Genomic DNA, 16,309 nt, shown 5'->3' on the forward strand with positions numbered 1-16,309 from the left:
ACCGAGGCCCCGGCGGTGTCGGAGCCGTGCGCCAGACTGGGCCCGTGCCCGCATCCGACGCCGCCGACCCGCTGGGGTCCTTCAGCGAGCCGACCCGGACCTGGTTCCGTGCCGCGTTCGCCGAGCCGACACCGGCGCAGGCCGGAGCGTGGGAGGCGATCGGTCGCGGGCAGCACACGCTGGTGGTGGCGCCCACCGGCTCCGGCAAGACGCTGAGCGCCTTCCTCGCCTCCCTGGACCGCCTGCTCACCTCCCCTCCGCCCGCCGAGCGCAGACACCGGACCCGGGTCCTCTACGTCTCCCCGCTCAAGGCGCTCGCCGTCGACGTCGAGCGCAACCTGCGCGCACCGCTGGCCGGGATCCGGCAGACCGCGGCCCGACTCGGCGGTGGCGCCGACGCGGGGCTGCACGACGTGGAGATCGGCGTCCGCTCCGGCGACACGACCGCGGCCGACCGGCGACGGCTCGGGACGCGACCGCCGGACATCCTGATCACCACCCCCGAGTCGCTCTTCCTGATGCTCACCTCGCAGGCACGGGAGACGCTCGACGGGATCGAGACCGTGATCGTCGACGAGGTGCACGCCGTGGCGGGCACCAAGCGCGGCGCGCACCTGGCGCTCAGCCTGGAGCGGCTGGACGCGCGGCTTCCGCGACCGGCGCAGCGGGTCGGGCTCTCGGCGACGGTCCGGCCCACCGAGGAGGTCGCCCGCTTCCTGGGCGGCGTCGCGCCCGTGGAGATCGTCGCGCCCCCGGCCCACAAGGAGTGGGACCTGAGCGTGGTGGTCCCGGTCGAGGACATGACCGACCTGCCGCGCTCCCAGGAACCCGACCCGCTCGAGGCGACCATCGACGCGGAGCTCGGCAACCCGACGACGGCCGCCAGCATCTGGCCGCACGTCGAGCAGCGCGTGGCCGACCTGATCGGCCAGCACACCTCCACCATCGTGTTCACCAACGGTCGCCGTACGGCGGAGCGGCTGACCGCCCGGCTGAACGAGATCGCGGCCGACGTCTCCGCGCAGGGTGTCACCCCGCCGGCGCAGATCATGGCCCAGTCGGGCGCCGCCGCCGGGGCGGCCCCGCTGATGGCGCGCACCCACCACGGCTCGGTCTCCAAGGAGCAGCGGGCGCTCGTCGAGGACGACCTCAAGTCCGGCCGCCTGCCCGCGGTGGTCGCCACCAGCAGCCTCGAGCTCGGCATCGACATGGGCGCGGTCGACCAGGTGCTCCAGATCGCCTCGCCGCCGAGCGTCGCCAGCGCGCTGCAGCGCGTCGGTCGCGCCGGCCACCAGGTCGGCGAGGTCTCCCGTGGCGTGTTCTTCCCCCAGCACCGGGGCGACCTGGTGCCGGCCGCGGTCTCGGTCTCCCGGATGCGCGCGGGCGGGATCGAGTCGCTGCGCGTCCCCGCCAACCCGCTGGACGTGCTCGCGCAGCACGTCGTCTCCGCGGTCGCCCTGGAGTCGTGGCCGGTCGAGGAGCTGTTCGACCTGGTCCGGCGCAGCGCGCCCTACTCCGGCCTCCCGCGCTCCGCCTACGAGGCGGTGCTGGACCTGCTCTCGGGGCGCTACCCCAGCGACGAGTTCGCGGAGCTGCGCCCGCGCATCACCTGGGACCGGGTCACCGGGGAGCTGGCCGGGCGGCCCGGCGCGCAGCGGCTGGCCGTGACCAGCGGCGGCACCATCCCCGACCGAGGCCTGTTCGGGGTCTTCCTGGCCGGCGAGGGCAGCAACCGCCGCGTCGGCGAGCTGGACGAGGAGATGGTCTACGAGAGCCGGGTCGGCGACGTCTTCGCGCTCGGCGCGACCAGCTGGCGGATCGAGGACATCACCCACGACCGGGTGATCGTCACCCCGGCCCCGGGCGTCCCCGCCCGGCTGCCGTTCTGGAAGGGCGACAACCCAGGCCGTCCTGCCGAGCTCGGCGAGGCCATCGGCGCCTTCACCCGCGAGGTGGGATCGCTGCCGGCCGAGGAGGCCCGGGCGCGGACCCGGAGCGAGGGCCTCGACGACTACGCCGCGGCCAACCTCGTCGCCTACCTGCACGAGCAGGCCGAGGCGACCCGCGTGCTGCCGTGCGACACCATGCTGATGCTGGAGCGGTTCCGCGACGAGCTCGGCGACTGGCGGCTGGTGCTGCACTCGCCGTACGGCACCGCCGTGCACGCACCGTGGGCGCTGGCGATCAACGCTCGCCTCCGCGAACGGTACGGGGTGGACGGCCAGGCGATGGCGGCCGACGACGGCATCGTGATCCGGATCCCCGACACCGACGCCGAGCCGCCGGGAGCCGACCTCGTCGTCTTCGAGCCCGACGAGATCGAGGACCTGGTGACCCGCGAGGTCGGTGGCTCCGCCCTCTTCGCCGCCCGGTTCCGGGAGTGCGCGGCGCGCGCCCTGCTGCTCCCCCGCCGCGACCCCGGCCGCCGGTCGCCCCTGTGGCAGCAGCGACAGCGGGCCGCGGCGCTGCTGGAGGTCGCCAGCCGCTACCCGTCGTTCCCGATCCTGCTGGAGACGGTCCGCGAGTGCCTCAACGACGTCTACGACCTGCCCGGGCTCGTCGGCCTGCTGCGCCGCGTCGACCAGCGCTCGGTGACCGTCAGCGAGGTCGAGACCACCCAGCCCTCACCGTTCGCCCGGACCCTGCTCTTCGGGTACGTCGCGCAGTACCTCTACGAGGGCGACTCCCCCATTGCCGAGCGGCGGGCCGCCGCGCTCACCCTCGACCAGGGGCTCCTCGCCGAGCTCCTGGGCCGCGCCGAGCTGCGCGAGCTGCTCGACCCCGAGGTGCTGCTCGAGGTGGAGGCCGAGCTGCAGCGCACCGCGCCGGACCGGCGCGCCCGGGACGCCGAAGGGGTGGTCGACCTGCTCCGCCTCGTCGGGCCGTTGACCGCCGACGAGGTCCGCGCCCGCACGGTCGACGGCGTGCTCCACGCCGACCTCCTGGCGGAGCTGGCACGCGCCCGGCGCGTGGTCGAGGTGCGGATGCCCTACGGCGACGCCTGGGCCGTCGTGGAGGACGTCGCCCGGCTGCGTGACGGGCTCGGCGTGCCGGCACCGCCCGGGGTCGCCGCGGCGTTCACCGAGCCGGTCGAAGACCCCCTGGCCGACCTGGTCGGCCGCTACGCCCGCACGCACGGACCGTTCACCATCGGGCAGGTCGCCGTCCGCCTCGGACTCGGGGTCGCCGTGGTCCGGCACACGCTGCTGCGCCTGGAGGCCCAGGGCCGGGTCATCTCCGGGGAGTTCCTGCCCACGGCGGGCGCCGAAGGCACGGAATGGTGCGACGCGGAGGTCCTGCGCCGCCTGCGGCGACGCAGCCTGGCCCGCCTGCGCCACGAGATCGAGCCGGTGCCTCCGGCCGCCCTGGCGCGCTTCTCGCTGTCCTGGCACGGGCTGTCGACGACCCGGAGCGCACTGCGCGGGGTGGATGGAGTGATCACCGCGGTCGAGCAGCTGGCCGGCGCGCCGGTCCCGGCGTCGGCGCTCGAGGCCCTGGTCCTCGGCGGGCGGGTGCGCGACTACGAGCCTGCGATGCTGGACGAGCTGACCGCGACCGGCGAGGTGGTGTGGGCCGGCCACGGCCCGCTGGCCGGCGGCGACGGCTGGGTCTCGCTCCACCTGGCCGACCAGGCCCCCCTGTCGCTGCCGGAGCCCGGGGAGCCCGAGGGCTCGCTGGCCGCGCGCGTGCTGGACGCCCTGGCCCCCGGCGGGGCGTGGTTCTTCCGGCAGGTCCACGACCAGGTGGCGATCGCGTCCCGGGCCGCCGGCGAGGACCTGCCGACCGACGACGCGCTGAGCGTCGCGCTGTGGTCGCTGGTCTGGGCCGGCCTGCTCACCAACGACACCCTCGCGCCGTTGCGGGCGCTGACCCGCACGCGACGCGCCGCGCACCGCACCCGCCCCGCCGGCGGACGCCCAGGGCGGCTCACCCGAACCGGTCCTCCGGAGACCGCCGGACGATGGTCGCTGCTGCCGGGCGTCGACCTCGACCCGACCCGGCGGGGCCACGCCACCGCCGAGCGGCTGCTGGCCCGGCACGGCGTGGTGACCCGGGGCGCGGTCGTCAGCGAAGGCGTCCCCGGAGGGTTCGCCGGGGTCTACCGGGTGCTCAGCGCGTTCGAGGACTCCGGCCGGTGCCGGCGCGGCTACTTCATCGAGGGACTCGGTGCCGCCCAGTTCGCCACCACGGGGGCCGTGGACCGGCTCCGGTCCTTCTCCGGCACCGAGGCCAGCGACAAGCCGGTCGCCCTGGCGCTCGCCGCGACCGACCCGGCGAACCCGTACGGCGCGGCGCTCCCCTGGCCCGAGGCGACCCAGGACGGCGGCCACCGCCCCGGTCGCAAGGCCGGCGCCATCGTGGTGCTGGTCGACGGCGAGCTCGCGCTCTACGTCGAGCGCGGCGGCCGGACGCTGCTCACCTGGACCGAGGAGCCCGCGCTGCTCGGCCCCGCCGCCGAGGCGCTCTCGACCGCCGTCCGACGTGGCAACCTGGGCCGGCTGACCGTGGAGCGGGCCGACGGCGTACCGCTCCTGGGGTCGTCGACGCCGCTGCGCGACGCCCTGGGCTCCGCCGGCTTCGTGGCCACGCCGCGCGGTCTGCGGCTGCGCGGCTGAGGATCGGACGGACGCCCGGGATGACCGATGCCTGAGGGCGACACCGTGCGCCAGACCGCGACGCGGCTGGACCGGGCACTGACCGGACGGGAGCTGACGCGCGCCGACCTGCGCGTGCCGCGGCACGCGACCGCCGACCTGTGCGGCGGGACCGTGCTCGCCACCGTGCCCCGGGGCAAGCACCTGCTCACCCGACTGCGCGTCCGCGGCGAGGAGCTGACGCTGCACACCCACCTGAAGATGGAGGGCTCCTGGCGGGTCCACCGTGCGGGCGCGCGCTGGGAGCGGCCCGGCCACACGGCGCGGGTGGTCCTCGTCGCCGGGGACGTCGAGGCGGTCGGATTCTCGTTGGGCGCGGTCGACCTGCTCCGCACCGCCGACGAGGACCGCGTCGTCGGCCACCTCGGTCCCGACCTGCTCGATCCCGACTGGGGCGAGGAGCACCTGGCGCAGGCCCTGGCCCGCCTGCGGGCCGCTCCCGGACGGCCGCTGCGCAGCGCGCTGCTCGACCAGTCGCTCCTCGCCGGCATCGGCAACGTCTATGCCGCGGAGGTCTGCTTCCTGGCCGGCCTGCATCCCGAGACCCCGGTCCGCGACGTGCCGGACCTCCCGTCGGTGGTGACGAGCGCCCACCGACTGCTGGTGCTCAACGCCGACCGCCCGCGCCGGGTCACCACCGGCGATCCACGGTCCCCGTCGTGGGTCTACGGCCGGGCCCGCCAGCCGTGTCGCCGCTGCGGGACGCCCGTGCGCACCGGCACGAGCGGCGACCGACCGGGCCAGGAACGGGTCAGCTACTGGTGCCCGACCTGCCAGCCCCGGGTGTGACGGGACCCGCCTCGCGCGCGGGAACGCGCCACGCACCCGGTACGTTCCCCAGTTATGCACAGCCACTTCAACGGGCTCAAGACGGCCGGCCTCTTCGGAGCGATCTTCGGACTCCTGCTGCTCATCGGCGGCCTGATCGCCGGCAGCACCGGCAACGCCAACATCATCTGGCTCTTCGCGCTGATCGGCGTCGGCACCACGGCGTACGGCTACTGGAACTCCGACAAGCTCGCGATCCGGGCGATGAAGGCCTACCCCGTGACCGAGCAGCAGCAGCCGGCGATGTACCGGATCGTCCGCGAGCTCTCCCTGCGGGCCGACCAGCCGATGCCGAAGCTGTACGTCTCGCCGACCCAGGCGCCGAACGCGTTCGCCACCGGCCGCAACCCGCAGAACGCGGCCGTCTGCTGCACCGAGGGCATCCTCGGCCTGCTCGACGAGCGCGAGCTGCGCGGCGTGCTCGGCCACGAGCTGATGCACGTCTACAACCGCGACATCCTCACCGGCTCGGTCGCCGCCGCCATCGCCGGCGTGATCAGCTCGGTCGCCCAGTTCCTGGCCTTCGCCTCCATCTTCGGCGGCGGCCGCGACGAGGACCGACCCAACCCGCTGGTCCTCATCGCCACGCCCCTGCTGGCACCGATCGCCGCGGGCGTCATCCAGATGGCGATCAGCAGGACCCGCGAGTACGACGCCGACGAGGACGGCGCCAAGCTGACCGGCGACCCGCTCGCGCTCGCCTCGGCGCTGCGCAAGCTCGAGACGGGCACCGCCCGCGCCCCGCTCGCGCCCACTCCCCAGCTGCAGAACGCCTCGCACATGATGATCGCGAACCCGTTCCGGGCCCAGGACATGTCGAAGCTCTTCGCCACCCACCCGCCGATGGCCGACCGGATCGCGCGGCTGGAGTCGATGGCCGGCCGCCGCTGACGGCCGACCCGGGCCTCAGGCCCCACCGGCGGGGGTCAGGAACGACCGAGTCCCCGTCCTGCGCGCAGCAGGGCGGGGACTCGTTGGTTTCCAACCCACGGCTCGGAAGCCCATGCCACGGCTCGAGAGAGCCCGAGCCACGGCTCCAGGGTGCCCGAGCCACGGCTCGGTGGGGCCTCAGGCCCGGGTCGGCGGGTCAGGCGGCGGAGGCGACGACCTCGCCCGCGTGGCTGCGGGCGGTGATCGGCGTCGGCTGCGGCGCCGCCACGGCGGCCTCGTCGATGGCGACGGCGTCGGCGACGTCACGCAGGACGTCGGAGAGCGGCATGTCGAGCGCCTCGCAGAGGGACGCGAGCAGCTCCGAGCTCGCCTCCTTCTGACCGCGCTCGATCTCGGAGATGTAGCCGAGGCTGACCCGCGCCACACCGGAGACCTCGCGGAGGGTGAGGCCCAACTCTCCCCGGCGACCACGCAGCACATCACCGAGACGCTGGCGGAACAACACCATCGCCGATCTCCTCTCGTTCAGGCGTTCCCGGACCCGCCGGGTCCGGTCTGCGGGTGCAACGCTACCTGAGCCGTGGTTCTTCCGCGCCGGACCGTTCGCGTGTCGCGACGCGGGGCACCCCGATCGCTCACTGCGGGGCGGGCTCACGCAACTGGTGGCGCTGCTTCCACAGGTCCCGGTAGAACTCCCAGCCGGACCAGAGCGTCAGGGCCACGGCCACGGCGAGCAGCGCCTGCGCCAGGTAGAAGACCACCACGCCGATGTCGCCGAGCAACCCGTCCAGCAGCAGCAGCGGCAGTGAGAGCAGGCCCAGCGCGAGCGACTGCACGACGGTCTTCAGCTTGCCGAGGTCCTTGGCCGCGATCACCACGCGCTTCGCGACCGAGAGACGCAGCAGCGTGACGGACCACTCGCGGAGCAGGACCACGATGGTGACCCACCACCACACCTCACCGATGATCGAGAGGCCGATGAAGGCCATCCCGGTCAGCGCCTTGTCCGCGATCGGGTCCGCGATCTTGCCGAAGTTGGTGACCAGGCCTCGGGAGCGGGCGATGTCGCCGTCGATCTTGTCGGTGATCATCGCGACGAAGAAGATCGCCCATGCGATGACGCGCGCGGTGACCGACTCGCCTCCGTCGTAGAGCAGCGCCCAGCCGAAGAACGGCACCGCCGCGATGCGCAGCGTGGTCAGCGCGTTCGGCAGGTTCCAGTTGCTGGGAGCGGGCTGCTGCTCGGTCATGCGCGGCCTTCCGTACGGCGGATCTCGGCGATCAGGTCCACGCCGTCGGAGTCGACGACGACGGCCGCCACGAGGTCCCCCTCGGCGACGCCGTCGGCGCCCAGCAGGCGGGTGGTGCCGTCGACCTCGGGGCCCTGGTGGGCGGCGCGACCCTCGACCGTACCGGGATCGGCGTCCTCGGGGGCGAGATCCTCGACGAGGACCACCACCTCCTCGCCGATCCGCTCGCTGGCGCGCTGCGCGTTGAGCTCTCCGACCAGGTCGGTGACGTGCTGCACGCGCGCGTTGATCTCGTCCTCGTCGAGCTTGCCGGAGAAGGTCTCCGCCTCGGTGCCGTCCTCGTCGGAGTACCCGAAGACGCCCGTGACGTCCATCCGCGCGGCGACCAGGAAGTCGCACAGCGTCCGGAACTCCTCCTCCGTCTCACCGGGGAAGCCCACGATCACGTTGGAGCGGACGCCGGCGGTCGGCGCGAGCGCCCGGGCCTGGTCGAGCAGACCCAGGAAGCTGTCCGGGTCGCCGAAGCGCCGCATCCGGCGCAGCACCGTCGCGCTGGCGTGCTGGAACGACAGGTCGAAGTACGGCGCGACGCCCGGCGTCGTGGCGATCGCCTCGATCAGGCCGGGCCGGGTCTCGGCGGGCTGCAGGTAGGAGACCCGGACCCGCTCGATGCCCTCGACGGCCGTCAGCTCGGGCAACAGGGTCTCGAGCAACCGGAGGTCGCCGAGGTCCTTGCCGTAGGAGGTCGAGTTCTCGGAGACGAGGAAGAGCTCCTTCACACCCTCGCCGGCCAACCAGCGCGCCTCGTCGATCACCTCGGAGGGCCGGCGGCTCACGAAGGAGCCCCGGAACATCGGGATCGCGCAGAACGTGCACCGCCGGTCGCAGCCGTTGGCCAGCTTCAGCGGGGCCATCGGGCCGCTGTCGAGGCGGGTGCGGGTGCCGGAGGCGCCGGCCACCGGTGCCGCCGCGGGGTCGACCGCCTGCCGCTCGGCCGGGGAGATCGGCAGCAGCAGTCGCCGGTCGCGGGGCGTGTGCGGGTGCGGACGCTCGCCGGAGACGATCGCGCGCAGCCGGCCGGCGATGTCGCCGTAGTCGTCGAAGCCGAGCACCGCGTCGGCCTCCGGCAGCGAGTCGGCCAGCTGCTCGCCGTACCGCTCCGCCAGGCAGCCCACCGCGACCACGGCCTGCGCGCGCCCACTCGACTTCAGGTCCGAGGCGGCCAACAGGGTGTCGATCGAGTCCTTCTTGGCCGCGTCGACGAAGCCGCAGGTGTTGACCACCACGGTGTCGGCGTCCTCGGGATCATCGACCAGCGCGAACCCGTCGGCAGCCAGCCGCCCGGCCAGCTCCTCGGAGTCGACGTCGTTGCGGGCGCATCCCAGCGTCAGGAGCGCTACGGACAGAGGCTGCTTCTCGGAGGTCGTCATGGCTACCCGCAGTATGGCGCGTGGCCGGTGTCCGGCACGAACCGAGGAGCAGCCCACCGGCCCCCTGCCGGGCGCGTCGCCGCTCCCGGCCCGACGCAGATCACACTCAGCCGAGGATCGGTGATTCCAGGCTCAGGGGGCGATCAGCGTCTTGGTGACGTCCTCGCCGGTCCTGCCCAGCGCCGCCGCAGGCTCGCCGCCCAGCGAGGCCGTCACCGAGCCGTCGCTGCTGGAGATCCGCACCGGCGGCACCACCTCGAGCTCGGCCGTCTGCCCGAACGCCAGCGGCCCCTGCAGGACCACGTCGCCGGAGCCGTCGCGGACCACCAGGTGGGCGCCGCCGCCGGCGGCGGTCAGCGTCAGCGGAAGTGCCTCGGCCTTCTCCGCGCGCGTCGCGATCCCGCCGCTGCCGACCTGGCTGAGCACCGGCGAGTCGCTCACCGGCACCGGGCCGTCCATCAGCAGCCGTGCCAACGACCAGACGAGCACCGCAGCCATCACCGCGGCGATCAGCACCGACCAGTTGCGCCCGCCCCGGGTGCCGCGGATGGAGCCGCCCACGCCGGTGGCCAGCTCGGACTCGAAGACCCGTCGCGGGTCCAGCGGCGCCTCGGCGTACCGCTCGTCGTAGGCGGCCACCAGCTCGGAGGCGTCGATGCCGAGCACGCGAGCGATGGTCCGCAGGTGGCCGCGGGCGTAGAAGTCCCCGCCGCACGGGGTGAAGTCGTCCACCTCGATGGACTCGATCACGTGCGGGCGGATCCGGGTGCGCTCGGAGAGCTGGTCCACCGAGAGGCGCAGCCGCTCGCGGGCCGCGGCCAGCTGCGGACCGACGACCGGCGCGTCCGCCGGGTGCACGGCGAGGTCGTCGAGCACCACGGTCATCGTGTCCGCACTGCCGGCGGTCGCCGGCTCGGGGCTGCGGGGGGTGTGCGCGGACGGGTGCTCCACCCGGGCCGGGTACACGGGCCGGCGTCCCGGCGCCGGCGGCTCGGTGGCCGCGGCCGCGTCGCCACCGTCGTCGTCCGGCTCCGCCGGCTCGTGGGCCGGGTCGTCAGCGACCTGGTCCTCGCCGTCCGCGGCCACCGCCGCGGTCTCGCCAGGGTGCTCGACGGCATCCTCGGCTGCGTGCTCGACGCCATCCTCGGCTGCGTGGTCGGCTACGTCGTCGGTCAGGCCGGGCACCACCTCGACCACGTCCGCGCGGCCCGCCGCCAGGGCGGCCAGCCGGTCGCTGAGGGTCGACGCCGTGGCACCGGAGAGACGGGTCGCCATCGTCAGCGGTACGACGAGCTGCCGGTCGTCGTGGGCGACGACCAGGAGGTGACCGTCGCGGACCACCCGCCGCCGCGGCAGGTGCTCCAGGCAGTCGACCTCGGACCAGGCGATGCCCTGCCAACGGCCGCCGCTGCGCAGCCGTACGCCGTGCACGTCGACCACCATCAGCGGCGCGCGGCTGTCCAGCAGCGACGCGCCGTAGGCCAGCACGACGAGCACCAGCACGCCGAACGAGGCCCAGTCGAGCGCGGTGCCGCCGTCGAGCGCACGCACCCCGAAGGCGACGGCGAGCACGGCCGAGAGGCCGCCCACGACGCCGGCGAGCGCCACGTTGCGTCGTACCTCGATCGAGGTCGGCGGGGGCGCGGTGGGCGCCGTCGGGCGCTCCTCCGTGGCCTCCGCCTCGGCGGGCTCGGCACGGGAGTCGTCGTCGAGCTCGCGCTCGGCGACGGAGGTCTGGTCGGTCATCTGGGTCACGCCTCCCCCTGGATGGTCGCAATCACGGAGTCGAGCTCGTCCGGCTTCACCAGGACGTCCCGGGCCTTGGATCCCTCGCTGGGGCCGACCACACCACGGCTCTCCATGATGTCCATGAGCCGGCCGGCCTTCGCGAAGCCGACGCGCAGCTTGCGCTGCAGCATCGAGGTCGAGCCGAACTGGGTCGACACGACCAGCTCGATCGCCTGCACCACCAGGTCCAGGTCGTCCCCGATGTCGTCGTCGAGCACCTTGTTGCCGCCCGCGGGCGCCGTGACGTCGTCGCGGTACGTCGGCTCCAGCTGCCCCTTGCAGTGCTTGACGACCTGGTGGATCTCCTCCTCGGTGACCCAGGAGCCCTGCACGCGGATCGGCTTGGAGGCACCCATCGGCAGGAACAGGCCGTCACCCTGACCGACGAGCTTCTCCGCGCCGGGCTGGTCGAGGATCACCCGGCTGTCGGCGAGGCTGGAGGTCGCGAACGCCAGGCGCGAGGGCACGTTGGCCTTGATCAGGCCGGTGACCACGTCCACCGACGGGCGCTGGGTGGCCAGCACCAGGTGGATGCCGGCCGCACGGGCGAGCTGGGTGATCCGCACGACGGAGTCCTCGACGTCGCGCGGGGCGACCATCATCAGGTCGGCCAGCTCGTCGACGATCACCAGCAGGTACGGGTAGGGCGAGAGCTCGCGCTCGCTGCCCGGGGGCAGCTCGACCTTGCCGGCGCGGACCGCCTTGTTGAAGTCGTTGATGTGGCGGAAGCCGAAGTTCGCCAGGTCGTCGTAGCGCATGTCCATCTCGCGCACGACCCAGGCCAGCGCCTCGGCGGCCTTCTTCGGGTTGGTGATGATCGGCGTGATCAGGTGCGGCACGCCCTCGTAGGCGTTCAGCTCGACGCGCTTGGGGTCGACCATGATCATCCGGACCTCGTCCGGCGTCGCGCGCATCAGCACCGAGGTGATCATCGAGTTGATGAACGACGACTTTCCGGAGCCGGTGGCACCCGCCACCAGCAGGTGCGGCATCTTCGCCAGGTTGGCGACCACGAAGCCGCCCTCCACGTCCTTGCCGAGTCCGGAGACCATCGGGTGGTGGTCGTTCCGTGCGGCGTTGGAGCGCAGCACGTCGCCGAGGGAGACGATCTCCTTGTCGGTGTTCGGGATCTCCACGCCGACCGCCGACTTGCCGGGGATCGGGCTGAGGATGCGGACGTCCTCCGAGGCGACGGCGTAGGAGATGTTCTTCTGGACGCCGAGGATCTTCTCGACCTTCACGCCGGTGCCGAGCTCGATCTCGTAGCGGGTCACCGTCGGTCCCCGGGTGTAACCGGTGACCTGGGCGTCGATGCTGAACTCCTCGAGCACGCCCTGCAGGCGGGCCACGACGTCGTCGCTGGCCTTGGATCGGGCCTTGTGCGGCGAGCCGGCCTTGAGGATCTCGCCGGTCGGCAGCGTGTAGGCGATGTCGCCGGAGAGCTGCAGCTGCTCGACGCGCTGCGGCAGCTCGGCGTGCGGGGGCGGCTCCAGGGCGTCGGTGTCCTCGCCGCCGGACCGCATCGCGGCGGCGGTCGCCGCGGCCGCGGCGGCACCCGCGGCGCCGACGCCCGCGGCGTCCGGGCTGACCTTGGGCCGCTCGGCGGTGCGGTCCACGTCGCTGTCGAGGTAGTCGAAGTCGAAGTCGATGGGCTCGCGCAGCTCCATCGACTCCTCCACCGGGTTGACCGCCTCGTCCTCGACCTCGGCGCCCTTGCGCTTGCGCTTCTTCTTGGGCTCGCTGATCACCGGGCTGTCGTACGCCTGGTCGCCGGTCCGCTCGAAGGTGTCGTCCAGGTCGACGGCCGCCCGGCGCCGATCGGCGTCGTCGGGGTGTACGCCGAACAGGTGGTTGCTGAGGTCGCGCAGGCGGTCGGGGATCCGGTAGAGCGGGGTCGCGGTGATCACCAGCACCCCGAAGAACGAGAGCAGCGCGAGGAGCGGGACCACGACGTAGGTGGAGCGCAGCAGGTCGAGCAGCAGCGCCGAGACGACGTACCCGATCGCGCCGCCGCCGTCACGCAGCGGCATCGTGTCGCCGGCGACCGGCTCGGGCATGCCGTTGGCGATGTGGACGATGCCGAGGATGCCGAAGGAGAAGGCGGTCCAGCCGATCACCTGACGTCCGACCGGACCGTTGTGGACCGGGTCCCGCATGACCCGCCAGGCGGCGACCATCACCAGCAGCGGCACCAGCCAACCGATCTTGCCGACGCTGCCGGAGACGACGGCTCGCATGAACTCCATGACCGCGCCGGGGACCTCGAACCAGACCGCGGCCGAGATGATCAGCGAGAGGCCGACCAGCAGCAGCCCGATCCCGTCGCGGCGCTGCTCCGGCTCGATCTCCTTGGCGCCGCCGACGAGGCCGCGGACGATCGCGCCGACGCCGTGGGCGATGCCCAACCAGAGCGCGGCGATGCCGCGGGCCAGCGCGGAGAAGAGCCGGGCGACCGGTCCGCTGCCGTTGCGGACCGCGCGCGGGGCAGGCCGCTTCGCCGTGCTCTTCTTGGCACGGGAGGTCGAGCTCTTGGACCGCGAGCTGGACGTCTTCTTGGCGCTCGAGGAGCGACTCGTCGACGTGGTCCGGCTGCGCGACGCCGTTGGGGAAGACGTACGGGTCGCCATGCTGACAACCTAATCACGCGGAACTTCCGTCCCAGCGACAACACGCGGGCGTGGTGCGCAGGGGTCGCGGGCGTCACAGGGAGCGCATGAATCACCGGTTGACCGGGGGTTCCCGCACTTGTCACCCGGCGCAACGGGTGACAACTGCGAGCTTCCCCGGTCGACCGGTGATCCCGGCCGCGCCGATCAGGCCTCGACGACCACCGGGATGATCATCGGACGCCGCTTGTGCGCGCCGCTCACCCACCGCCCGATGGTCCGGCGGACCACCTGCTGCAGCTGGTAGGTGTCGGTGTTGCCCTCGGAGAGCTGGAAGTTCACCGCGTCGATGATCGGCTGCTTGATGTCGTCGAACATCGCATCGGTCCAGGCGTGACCGCGGGCGTGGATCTCCGGGCCGGCCGAGACCTTGCCCGAGACCGAGTCGACCACCACGATCACCGAGATGAAGCCCTCCTCGCCGAGGATCCGGCGGTCCTTCAGCTCGGTCTCGGTGACGTCGCCGACGGTCTGTCCGTCCACGAAGACGTAGCCGACCTCGACCTTGCCCGACACCGCCGCGACGCCGTCGACCAGGTCGACCACGACGCCGTCCTCCGCGTAGACGACGTTCTCCACGCCGGTCTGCTTGGCCAGCTCGCCGTTGGCCAGCATGTGGCGGATCTCGCCGTGCACCGGGAGCACGTTCTTCGGCTTGACGATGTTGTAGCAGTACAGGAGCTCGCCGGCCGAGGCGTGACCGGAGACGTGCACCAGCGCGTTGCCCTTGTGCACCACCCGGGCGCCGTGTCGGGCCAGGCCGTTGATCACCCGGTAGACGGCGTTCTCGTTGCCGGGGATCAGGCTGGAGGCCAGCACCACGGTGTCGCCGGGCTCGAGGTGGACGAAGTTGTGGTTGCGCTGGGCGATCCGCGCCAGCGCGCTCAGCGGCTCGCCCTGCGAGCCCGTGGAGATCAGCACCTGCTTCTCCGGCGGCAGCTTGGCCAGCTCCTTGGCCTCCACCATCACGCCGGGCGGCACCGTGAGGTAGCCCAGGTCGCGGGCGATGCCCATGTTGCGCACCATGGAGCGGCCCACGTAGGCGACCTTGCGGCCGTGCGCGACCGCGGTGTCGAGGACCTGCTGCACGCGGTGCACGTGGGAGGCGAAGCAGGCGACGATGATCCGCTGCTCGGACTCGCGGAAGACCTGGTCGAGGACCGGGGTGATCTTCTTCTCCGCGGTGGTGAAGCCGGGCACCTCCGCGTTGGTGGAGTCGGTGAGGAAGAGGTCGACGCCCTCCTCCCCCAGCCGCGCGAACGCCCGCAGGTCGGTGATCCGGCCGTCCAGGGGAAGCTGGTCCATCTTGAAGTCGCCGGTGTGCAGGACCAGGCCGGCGCCGGTGCGGATCGCCACGGCGAGCGCGTCCGGGATCGAGTGGTTGACCGCCACGAACTCCAGCTCGAAGGGCCCGAAGGTGATCGTGTCGCCTTCCTTGACCGTGTAGAACGGCGTCTGCTTGATCCGGTGCTCGCGCAGCTTGCCGTTGACCAGCGCCAGCGTCAGCTCCGAGCCGACCAGCGGGATGTCGCGCCGCTCGCGCAGCAGGTACGGCGTCGCACCGATGTGGTCCTCGTGACCGTGCGTGAGCACCAGCGCCTCGACGTCGTCGAGCCGGTCCCGGATCGGGCCGAAGTCGGGGAGGATCAGGTCGACGCCGGGCTGGTGGTCCTCGGGGAACAGCACGCCGCAGTCGACGATCAGCAGGCGGCCGTCGTACTCGAAGACCGTCATGTTGCGACCGACCTCACCGAGGCCGCCGAGCGGCATCACCCGGAGACCGCCCTGGGGCAGCTCCGGCGGGGCGCTCAGCTCGGGGTGCGGGTGGCTCACAGCACGCCACCCGCCACCAGGCCGGCGCGCAGCGCGGCGAGCTCGTCGTCGTCCAGCTCGACGAGTGGCGATCTGACGCGCCGGTTCTCCAGTACGCCGGTCAGCTGCAGCGACGCCTTCGCGGTCGTGGCGCCGTAGTTGGGGGCGCCCATGATCGCGTCGATCGCGGGCAGCATCCCCTCGAAGATCTCCCGGGCGCGGGCCGGGTCCGTGCCGAACGTGTCGTACATCGCGCGGAGCCGGTCACCGAGCACGTGGCCCGCGACGGAGACGAAGCCGACCGCGCCGTGCGCCAGCCAGGCCAGGTTGGCCACGTCGTCACCGGAGTAGACCTTGAAGCCGAGCTGCTGGATCCGGGTGCCGCGGGCCAGGTCACCGACCGCGTCCTTGACCGCGACGACCGGCTCCCAGTCGACCATCGCCTGGTAGGTCTCCATCGCCAGCTGCGTGCCGGTGCGTCCCGGGATGTCGTAGAGCATCACCGGCAGCTCGGCGGCCTCGACCACCTGGCGGAAGTGGTGCAGCACACCGCGCTGACCGGGCTTGTTGTAGTACGGCGTCACCAGCAGCACGCCGTCCGCGCCGTTCTTGGCGGCCTGCTGGGCCAGCCAGATCGAGGTCGAGGTGTCGTTGGTGCCGACGCCGGCGACCAGCTTGGCGCGGTCACCGACCGCGTCCCGGACGGCGGCGAGGATCTCGCCGTCCTCCTCCTTGGTGGTGGTCGCGGACTCGCCGGTGGTGCCGGAGACGACCAGGCCGTCGTGGCCGTGGTCGACCAGGTGCTTGGCCACCTTCTGCACCCCGTCCAGGTCGACGGTGCCGTCCGAGTGGAACGGCGTGACCATGGCGGTCAGCACGGTGCCGAATGGTGCGGAAGTCATGCGAGCAGGCTACCGGGTGCCACCGCTGCTCCGACCACCCCGCTCTCCCGCGGAACGGGTCGGCGGCGCCGCGGGGCGGCAGGCCCG

Annotated in this window: 10 protein-coding genes; 3 read left to right on the forward strand and 7 right to left on the reverse strand. The window is 73.0% G+C overall.

Annotated features, from left to right (window positions below):
* Positions 1 to 44: 44 nt before the first annotated feature.
* The 3 genes from E8D34_RS19525 to htpX are packed head-to-tail and all read left to right on the forward strand — an operon-like array spanning position 45 to position 6,374.
* Positions 45 to 4,616, forward strand: coding sequence for an ATP-dependent helicase (locus tag E8D34_RS19525; RefSeq protein ID WP_136596271.1), 4,572 nt, complete (start codon positions 45 to 47; stop codon positions 4,614 to 4,616).
* Between the two features lie 27 nt (positions 4,617 to 4,643).
* Positions 4,644 to 5,444: a DNA-formamidopyrimidine glycosylase family protein gene (locus E8D34_RS19530; RefSeq protein WP_136596272.1), complete on the forward strand. Its 801-nt coding sequence runs from the start codon at positions 4,644 to 4,646 to the stop codon at positions 5,442 to 5,444.
* A gap of 54 nt (positions 5,445 to 5,498) precedes the next feature.
* Positions 5,499 to 6,374 (forward strand): zinc metalloprotease HtpX, encoded by an 876-nt coding sequence (htpX, locus tag E8D34_RS19535; protein WP_136596273.1) that lies wholly within the window; start codon positions 5,499 to 5,501, stop codon positions 6,372 to 6,374.
* Between the two features lie 196 nt (positions 6,375 to 6,570).
* Here htpX and E8D34_RS19540 read toward each other — a convergent pair whose 3' ends face one another.
* From E8D34_RS19540 to dapA, 7 genes are all read right to left on the reverse strand, one after another.
* Entirely contained in the window at positions 6,571 to 6,882 is a 312-nt protein-coding gene (locus E8D34_RS19540; RefSeq protein ID WP_136596274.1) for a helix-turn-helix transcriptional regulator, read from the reverse strand.
* A 127-nt stretch (positions 6,883 to 7,009) separates the two neighbouring features.
* Positions 7,010 to 7,624, reverse strand: coding sequence for a CDP-diacylglycerol--glycerol-3-phosphate 3-phosphatidyltransferase (gene pgsA, locus E8D34_RS19545; protein WP_136596275.1), 615 nt, complete (start codon positions 7,622 to 7,624; stop codon positions 7,010 to 7,012).
* On the reverse strand, positions 7,621 to 9,030 hold the full coding sequence (rimO, locus tag E8D34_RS19550; RefSeq protein ID WP_206056814.1) for a 30S ribosomal protein S12 methylthiotransferase RimO: 1,410 nt from the start codon (positions 9,028 to 9,030) through the stop codon (positions 7,621 to 7,623). The genes pgsA and rimO overlap by 4 nt, the downstream gene beginning before the upstream one ends.
* A 156-nt stretch (positions 9,031 to 9,186) precedes the next feature.
* Positions 9,187 to 10,800: a helix-turn-helix domain-containing protein gene (locus tag E8D34_RS19555; protein WP_240771474.1), complete on the reverse strand. Its 1,614-nt coding sequence runs from the start codon at positions 10,798 to 10,800 to the stop codon at positions 9,187 to 9,189.
* Between the two features lie 5 nt (positions 10,801 to 10,805).
* Entirely contained in the window at positions 10,806 to 13,469 is a 2,664-nt protein-coding gene (locus tag E8D34_RS19560) for a DNA translocase FtsK (RefSeq protein WP_136596278.1), read from the reverse strand.
* Positions 13,470 to 13,655: 186 nt separating this feature from the next.
* Complete coding sequence (locus E8D34_RS19565) at positions 13,656 to 15,341, reverse strand: ribonuclease J (RefSeq protein ID WP_136596279.1); 1,686 nt, start codon at positions 15,339 to 15,341, stop codon at positions 13,656 to 13,658.
* Positions 15,338 to 16,222, reverse strand: coding sequence for a 4-hydroxy-tetrahydrodipicolinate synthase (dapA, locus tag E8D34_RS19570; protein ID WP_136596280.1), 885 nt, complete (start codon positions 16,220 to 16,222; stop codon positions 15,338 to 15,340). Before dapA ends, E8D34_RS19565 begins: the two co-directional genes overlap by 4 nt.
* Between the last annotated feature and the right edge of the window lie 87 nt (positions 16,223 to 16,309).

The organism is Nocardioides sp. GY 10113 (genome assembly GCF_004919105.1).
Taxonomy (GTDB): domain Bacteria; phylum Actinomycetota; class Actinomycetes; order Propionibacteriales; family Nocardioidaceae; genus Nocardioides.